6 protein-coding genes and 2 pseudogenes are annotated in these 6,737 nt (G+C 65.6%); 5 read left to right on the top strand and 3 right to left on the bottom strand.

Going from position 1 to position 6,737, the window contains the following annotated elements; all coding sequences use genetic code 11:
- Together RHBS_RS22160 and RHBS_RS22155 are read left to right on the top strand one after the other, a co-directional pair.
- Positions 1 to 2,177, top strand: a 2,177-nt coding sequence (locus RHBS_RS22160; protein WP_128646439.1) for an ATP-binding protein, incomplete at its 5' end; no start/stop codon positions are given.
- On the top strand, positions 2,167 to 2,718 hold the full coding sequence (locus tag RHBS_RS22155) for a phosphatase PAP2 family protein (RefSeq protein WP_237669561.1): 552 nt from the start codon (positions 2,167 to 2,169) through the stop codon (positions 2,716 to 2,718). The genes RHBS_RS22160 and RHBS_RS22155, both read left to right, overlap by 11 nt.
- On the opposite strand, the gene RHBS_RS22150 is transcribed toward RHBS_RS22155, so the two are convergent.
- Both RHBS_RS22150 and RHBS_RS22145 read right to left on the bottom strand, forming a co-directional pair.
- Positions 2,687 to 2,878, bottom strand: coding sequence for a hypothetical protein (locus RHBS_RS22150; protein WP_128646438.1), 192 nt, complete (start codon positions 2,876 to 2,878; stop codon positions 2,687 to 2,689). The genes RHBS_RS22155 and RHBS_RS22150 overlap by 32 nt on opposite strands.
- A 93-nt stretch (positions 2,879 to 2,971) precedes the next feature.
- The gene (locus RHBS_RS22145; RefSeq protein ID WP_374700643.1) at positions 2,972 to 3,211 is read right to left on the bottom strand and encodes a DUF2530 domain-containing protein; all 240 of its coding nucleotides are present in this window, start codon (positions 3,209 to 3,211) and stop codon (positions 2,972 to 2,974) included.
- 106 nt (positions 3,212 to 3,317) lie between these two features.
- On the opposite strand from RHBS_RS22145, the pseudogene RHBS_RS22140 reads away from it, so the two are divergent.
- From RHBS_RS22140 to RHBS_RS22130, 3 genes and pseudogenes are all read left to right on the top strand, one after another.
- Positions 3,318 to 4,768, top strand: a pseudogene (locus tag RHBS_RS22140) (NCS2 family permease).
- A 52-nt stretch (positions 4,769 to 4,820) separates the two neighbouring features.
- On the top strand, positions 4,821 to 5,249 hold the full coding sequence (locus RHBS_RS22135) for a MarR family winged helix-turn-helix transcriptional regulator (protein WP_037188786.1): 429 nt from the start codon (positions 4,821 to 4,823) through the stop codon (positions 5,247 to 5,249).
- Between the two features lie 57 nt (positions 5,250 to 5,306).
- Positions 5,307 to 6,577: pseudogene (locus RHBS_RS22130) on the top strand (MFS transporter).
- Between the two features lie 7 nt (positions 6,578 to 6,584).
- Here RHBS_RS22130 and RHBS_RS22125 read toward each other — a convergent pair.
- Positions 6,585 to 6,737 (bottom strand): LuxR C-terminal-related transcriptional regulator (locus RHBS_RS22125; protein ID WP_145977568.1); only part of this gene is annotated, 153 nt, incomplete at its 5' end.

The following is a 6,737-nucleotide window of genomic DNA, read 5'->3' as shown; positions in this document are numbered from 1 at the left end:
CTGCGGCGAAAGAATTTGCCGCAGGCTTTGCAGACGAGGCGGTCGACCTGCTTCTCGAACTGGAGGCGTTGAACTCCATCGAGATCGACGGTGTCGTGATCGACTGCACCAGAACGGAACTCGACGACAGCAGCGCCGAGATCGCGATCGGACCGCGAACCTGGCGGCAGTTCGTCACCCCGGCTGCCCGCTGGCTCGCTCCGGTCGTCGACGGTCTGCCCGTTCCTGCGCCGCCCGATGTGCTGCGCGCTCCGACTCGCTCGGACGAGCTGATGTCGTTGCCCGCGTTGGTCATTGCCGATGTGCCGATGCAACCCGATCGACGGCGCGTGTTGCCCGGTGTCTCGTTCGACGCGGTAGCGCACGGGTACGCGGACTTCGTGGCCTCGCTGCCCGCGGCATCCAGGGTATTGTTCGTGCCCGAGGTCGGATTCGCTCGCAGTGAGGTCGACGGCGCACTGCGTGAGCTGATCTTCCGTCGATTGTCCAGTGCACCTTGGCTTCCCGGTGCCGACGGACGCGACCTCGTGCCCGAGCGGGCGAACGTCGTCGCCGACGCCACCGAGGAACTCGTCTCGGCGTTGGTCGATGTCGTTCCGAATCAGCTCGACGCGTCACTGTCGGGTGGGCGGCACGCGTCGGCGCTCGCGGCAGTGGGTGTGCACCGGATCGGGTTGGCGAGGCTGGCGGAGATGGTCGGTGGGCTCGATCGCGAGCCGAGTTGGTGGCGTCGACTGTTCGACGCGTTGGTCCCACTCGTGGTCGACGGTGTGGCTGCGGAAGAGCTTGCTGCGCTGCCTGTTCCGCTCGCAGACGGTCGTACGGTGACCGGTCCACGGACGACGGTGATCGGCTCCGACGCCTCCGCTGCGGTCACCTGGGTGCGGTTGGTTCACCCGGATGCGGTGAGTCCGCTGCTGGCGCGGCTGGGCGCCCGTGAGGCGACTGCGACCGAATTGCTCACCGACCCGGCGCTCGAGGCGGCTCTGGACGATCTCGACTGGGACGAGAGCGAGGAGGCCGACGAACTGGTCGCCGCCGTGCTCGCGCTGGCGGGAGAGGCGGGCGAATTACCGGGTTGGCTGGGCGGCCTGCCCCTCGCGGACCACGAGGGCGAATTGCGCAGCGCCGACGAATTGTTGCTTCCCGGAGCGCCGTTGGCGGACCTGCTGATCGATGATTCGCCGTTCGGCGTCCTCGCGACTGCGGTGGTGGACAGGTTCGGTGAGCGGGCGCTGCGAGCAGTGGGCGTCGGGTGGGGTTTCTCGGTGGTGCGTGACGAACTGCCGACTGGGCCGGATCACGATCTCGACGACGAGTCGGCGTGGTGGTCGAGTCTGGCCGAGGAGCCGGAGACGCTCCTCGCGGTCCGGGATCTCGACCTCGTCCGATCGGACGGATGGTCCGAGGCGATGGCCGTGTTACTGGACGATCCGAGCACCCGTGCGGCACTGATCGACCGTGACGGCTACACCGCGTGGTGGATCGGACGGCATGCGCGAGTGCACGGTTCGCGTCCGATGGAATTCCGGGCACCGTCGGACGAGACGTTCGCCGGGTTGCTCGATCCACTGGATCATCCACGTGCCGACGAACTGCAGGCGGTGCTCAGCGCGCCGATCTGCGAGAACGCCCAGACTGCTCGTGTGCTGCTGGCAGCGCTGTCGGATCCACAGCGGAGTCCGACCCCTGCGGTGATCGCGCGCACCCACACGCTCATCGCCACCGCTGTTGCAGAGCGGCGCATCGAGGTCTCGGACATCGATCCACCGGATCGTGTCCGCACGCTCGGCGGCGCGGTGGTGGACGCGTCGGATGCGCTCGTGATCGACGCTCCGTGGCTGGCGAGCGTGGTTCCACCGGAAATCGCCGTGCTCTCGGACATGGCCACCGCTGCGGCACTGGCCGATGTTCTCGACATCAGGCACGCATCGGAGGCGATCAGCGGAGAAGTGCTCGGAACCGGACGCGTCAGCTCCTGGGATCGCGAACCCGGAGCCGTGTCGGCCTGTGCCGTACTGGGATTGCCGCTGCCATCAGGAGGGGTGGTGGTGCATCGCGAACTCGTGGTGCGGCTGTCCGGTGAGGTGAGCGGAGACAAAGCAGTCCCGTGGTGGGTGACCGCCGACGGAACGGTCCACTGCACGGAGAGTTGGGAGCGACCTCGTGGGGCTTGACGGTGTGATCCTGGACTGGATGGTCGAGCACCGAGTCGGGTGGGTCACGACGATGTTCTGGATCATCACCACGGTGGGCAACACGTTCATGATGTTCGTGTTGTCGACGGCGGCGTGGGCTGCGTTGCTGACATCCAAGAGGACAGTCGACGCATGGATGGTCGCGGGCTCGATGCTGACCGGGTGGGGTCCGATGAATGCGCTCAAGTTCGCGTTCGCGCGGGAGCGGCCACCGATTCCGGAACGGCTGGTGGATATTGCGAGCCATTCGTTTCCGTCGGGCCACGCGATGATGTCGATGGTGCTTGCCACGGTGGCGATCGCGGTGATGCTGCGATCGCCGAATCCGTGGCTGCATCGGCCGGTATTGCTCGTGCTACCTGTGGTCGCGTCCCTGCTGATCGGATTCTCTCGGATCTACCTGGGTGCGCATTGGACCACGGACGTGCTGGCCGGCTGGGTGTTCGGTGCCCTGTGGGGGCTGGGGTGGATCTATGCCGTCAGGCTGATCAGCGCGAGAAATCAGAGCGCTGGGCGATGACGAGCAGCTCGTCGCGCATGGCCGGGCTGGAGACAGCGTTGGCGCGTGCGTAGAGGGCGCGGAGCGAGCGGACGTGGTTACGGCGATTGCGGTACTGAGCGACGAACTTCATGGCCTGGCTTTCGTGGATCGAGAGGTTATCTGAACTGACATAACCCATGGTCCACGTTAACTTTGTGTTACTCAACCGGCTGGCGGGTTAGTTTGCCCACGTCAGGGGGCCTGCGGTGATCGAGCTAACGTGATCCTGATCTCAATCGAGGCCGCGTTGGGCGGTTTTGCTCCCGCGACGTGACGCCGCTCTCTGTATCAGGAAGATTCCGAACCCTACGGCACCCACGGCGATACCGGACCAACACGTCGCCAGTGCGTCGCCGCCCCGATCTCCGGTGGCCGTGAACACCACCAGCGCGATGATCCAGCCGAGGATGCCGATCGCCAACACCGGCACCGGATCGGTGAGGCTGCGCGGAATCTGGGGGAGGTCGGCCACGAAATTCAAGCTACGCCACTGTGTCGTTCTCGGCTGCGCCGCTGTGTCGGTCTCGGCTGCGCCGCTGCGGTTACCCAACTGCTTCGGTGTGCTTTATCGTTCGCTCATGCAATTGTCGTCGCGGCTACTCGACAACTACTTCAAGATCACCGAACGCGGCTCGACGGTCGGATCCGAGGTTCGAGGAGGCGTGGTCACCTTCGTGGCCATGGCTTACATCGTCGTCCTCAATCCGCTGATCCTGGGCAGCTTCTCCGCCGACGACGCAGCGGCCAAGACCGACGTGCTCGGCAACATTCTGCCGGTCGCCCAGGTCGCCGCCGTGACCGCGCTGGTGGCCGGATTCATGAGCATCGCCTTCGGCATCGTCGCCAACTATCCCTTCGGCATCGCGGCAGGCCTGGGCATCAACACCCTGCTCGCCGTCACGATCGCACCGCAGGTGACGTGGCCCGAGGCGATGGGACTCGTCGTCATCGACGGCATCATCATCGTGTTGCTGGCGGTGAGCGGATTCCGCACGGCGGTGTTCAACGCGATCCCGGCCGAGCTCAAGGCTGCGATCGCCGCCGGTATCGGCGCGTTCATCGCCTTCATCGGGCTGGTCGACTCCGGCTTCGTGCGCCGCATCCCCGACGCCGCGGGCACGACGGTTCCCGTCGGGCTCGGCATCGACGGGTCCATCGCGTCGTGGCCGACGGTGATCTTCGTGTTCGGGTTGTTGCTGATGGGTGTGCTGGTGGTGCGCAAGGTGCGTGGCGGTCTGCTGATCGGCATCGTGGTCACGACGGTGCTGGCGGCGATCGTCGAGGCCGTCACCGACGTGGGTCCGTCGAACGGCGTCGACCCCAAGGGCTGGAACCTCTCGGTCCCGCAGCTGCCAACCGAGTTGATTCAGTCTCCTGATCTGTCCCTGGTGGGCGAGGTCGACCTGTTCGGAGCGTTCACTCGCATCGGCGTGCTCGCAGCGAGCTGCTGGTGTTCACGCTCGTACTCGCGAATTTCTTCGACGCGATGGGCACGATGACGGGTCTGGGCAAGGAAGCGAAGCTGGACAAGGACGGAAAATTGCCGAACATCGGCAAGGCGCTGGTCGTCGAGGGGGCCGGAGCCATCGTCGGAGGCGGTGCGTCGGCGTCGTCGAACACCGTGTTCGTGGAATCGGCTTCCGGAATCGCCGAGGGTGCGCGTACCGGACTGGCCAACGTCGTCACCGGACTGCTCTTCCTGCTGGCCATGTTCTTCACCCCGCTCACGGCCGTCGTTCCGATCGAAGCGGCTGCTCCGGCACTGGTCGTGGTGGGTGCGTTGATGATCGGGCAGGTTCTCGACATCGACTTCCGCCGCTTCGATTACGCGCTGCCTGCCTTCCTGACCATCGTGGTGATGCCCTTCACGTACTCCATCGCCAACGGGATCGGCGTCGGTTTCATCACCTGGGTCCTACTCGCGGTCGGGTCCGGTCGGGCGAAGTCGGTCCATCCCCTGTTGTGGATCGTCGCGTTGTTGTTCGTCGCATATTTCGCCGTCGGACCCATCACCGAGGCGGTTACATGACGCGTGGTCGGTACCAGGGCGTATTCTCTGCGCTGTGACGTCGGGAAATGGTGTGAAGGACAATCGGGAATTGGCAAGCGACCTGTCGCTTGCGGTGGTGAGGCTGACTCGCCACCTTCGGGGTAGGCGAGTGGACTCGCAAGTCTCGCTCACTCAGCTGTCGGCTCTGGCCACGCTGAGTCGGGAGGGCGACATGACGCCGGGTGCATTGGCCGCGCGAGAGAAGGTCCAGCCGCCGTCGATGACGCGGGTGATCGCATCGTTGGCCGAACTCGGTCTGGTGGCGCGCACCCCGCATCCCACCGACGGGCGGCAGGTGATCGTCTCGCTCTCACCGGCCGGTCGAGAACTGATCGCCGACGAGGCCAGTGCCCGCGAAGCGTGGATGACCGCGCAGCTAGCAGGCCTCGGGCCCGAGCAGCTCGACACACTCCGTGACGCGGTGACGATCATCGGGGCCCTCGTCAGCGACTCCGAGTAGTTACCTAGGTTTATTATTTGAACGGTGGCCCCTGCTTCCCGTACCTCCGGCTCGACGATGTTCGCCGCACTGAAGACTCGCAACTACCGATTGTGGGCGTCAGGGCAGATCGTCTCGCTGGTCGGCACGTGGATGCAGCGGGTTGCCCAGGACTGGCTCGTTCTGACGCTGTCCGGCGGCAACGGCTTCGCCGTCGGCATCGTCATGGCCCTGCAGTTCGGGCCGACGCTGTTCCTCTCGGTCTGGGGTGGGGTCCTGGCAGACCGCTACGACAAGCGCAAGCTACTCATGATCACCCAGGTCTTCGCCGCGGTATGCGGTCTGGTGCTCGGCGTGCTCGACGTCGGGGGGATGGTCGAGCTGTGGCACGTCTACGTCATCGCATTCATCCTCGGCTGCTCGTCCGCGATCGACGCACCGGTGCGGCAATCGTTCACCATCGAGATGGTCGGCAAAGAGACCCTCGCCAATGCGATCGCGTTGAACTCGATGACCTTCAACATGGCGCGCATCGTCGGCCCTGCCGTGTCCGGAGTGCTCATCACCCTCGTCGGCACCGGCTGGGTGTTTCTCATCAATGCCGTGTCGTTCGCGGCGGTCTTCGGTGCCCTCGTGGCGATGAACGTCGGTCAGCTCTTCCGCGTCGAACCGGCCCCACGCGCCAAAGGGCAGGTGCGGGAGGGCTTTCGGTACGTCTGGGGGCGCGGTGACCTACGAGTACTGCTGGCCACGGTCTTCATGGTCTCGACGTTCGGCCTCAACTTCCCGCTGAGTCTGTCGGTGTTGGCGCGCAACACGTTCGGTAGCGGAGCAGACGCCTACGGTCTGCTCTCGACCACCCTGCAGTCGGAACGTTGGCCGGAGCGACTCTGGCTGCGCGGCGGGCGAGCGCGCCGCGCCTGCGGCTGTTCATCGGTGCCGTCATCGCCTTCGGAGCCTTCGAGCTGATCGTCGGATTGATGCCCAACTACCTGCTCGTCGCACTTCTGCTGATACCCACCGGTGCCCTGACGTTGACGTTCACGACGTCGGCGATGAACATTCTGCAGATGTCGGTGCCGTCCGACATGCGCGGACGCGTGATGGGCATCTACATGCTGTGCTTCCTCGGCGGCACTCCGCTGGGCAGTCCGGTTCTCGGTTGGCTCGCCGACGCCCTCGATCCGCGGGCACCGTTGCTGTTCGGCGGGGTCATCTCCCTGGCGACCGGCCTCTTCGCGGCCGTGTATCTGCTGCGGCACAACAATTTGCGGATCACCGTTGTACCACCCGCAAACGGTCACCGGCTCCCCACCCTCGACACCGTCGCCGTGAGCACGAAGGTGTGACGGTGGGTCAGATCCAGCCGTGGCGTCGAGCGAGAGCGCAGGCCTCGTGCCGGTTCGCTGCACCCAGTTTGGCTGCTGCCGCGGACAGGTAGTTGCGGGTGGTGCCGGGCGAAAGATGGGCCCGCTGTGCGATCTCCGCGATCGACGCGCCGTCGGCGGC

This window comes from Rhodococcus sp. BS-15 (genome assembly GCF_000813105.1).
GTDB lineage: Bacteria > Actinomycetota > Actinomycetes > Mycobacteriales > Mycobacteriaceae > Rhodococcoides.
Note: the sequence above shows the minus strand (reverse complement) of the source record. Positions and strands in the feature narration are given on the sequence as shown.

Excerpts from the sequence above, each read along its gene's own strand:
- RHBS_RS22150 (WP_128646438.1), bottom strand. The coding sequence starts at position 2,878 with ATGGGTTATGTCAGTTCAGATAACCTCTCGATCCACGAAAGCCAGGCC.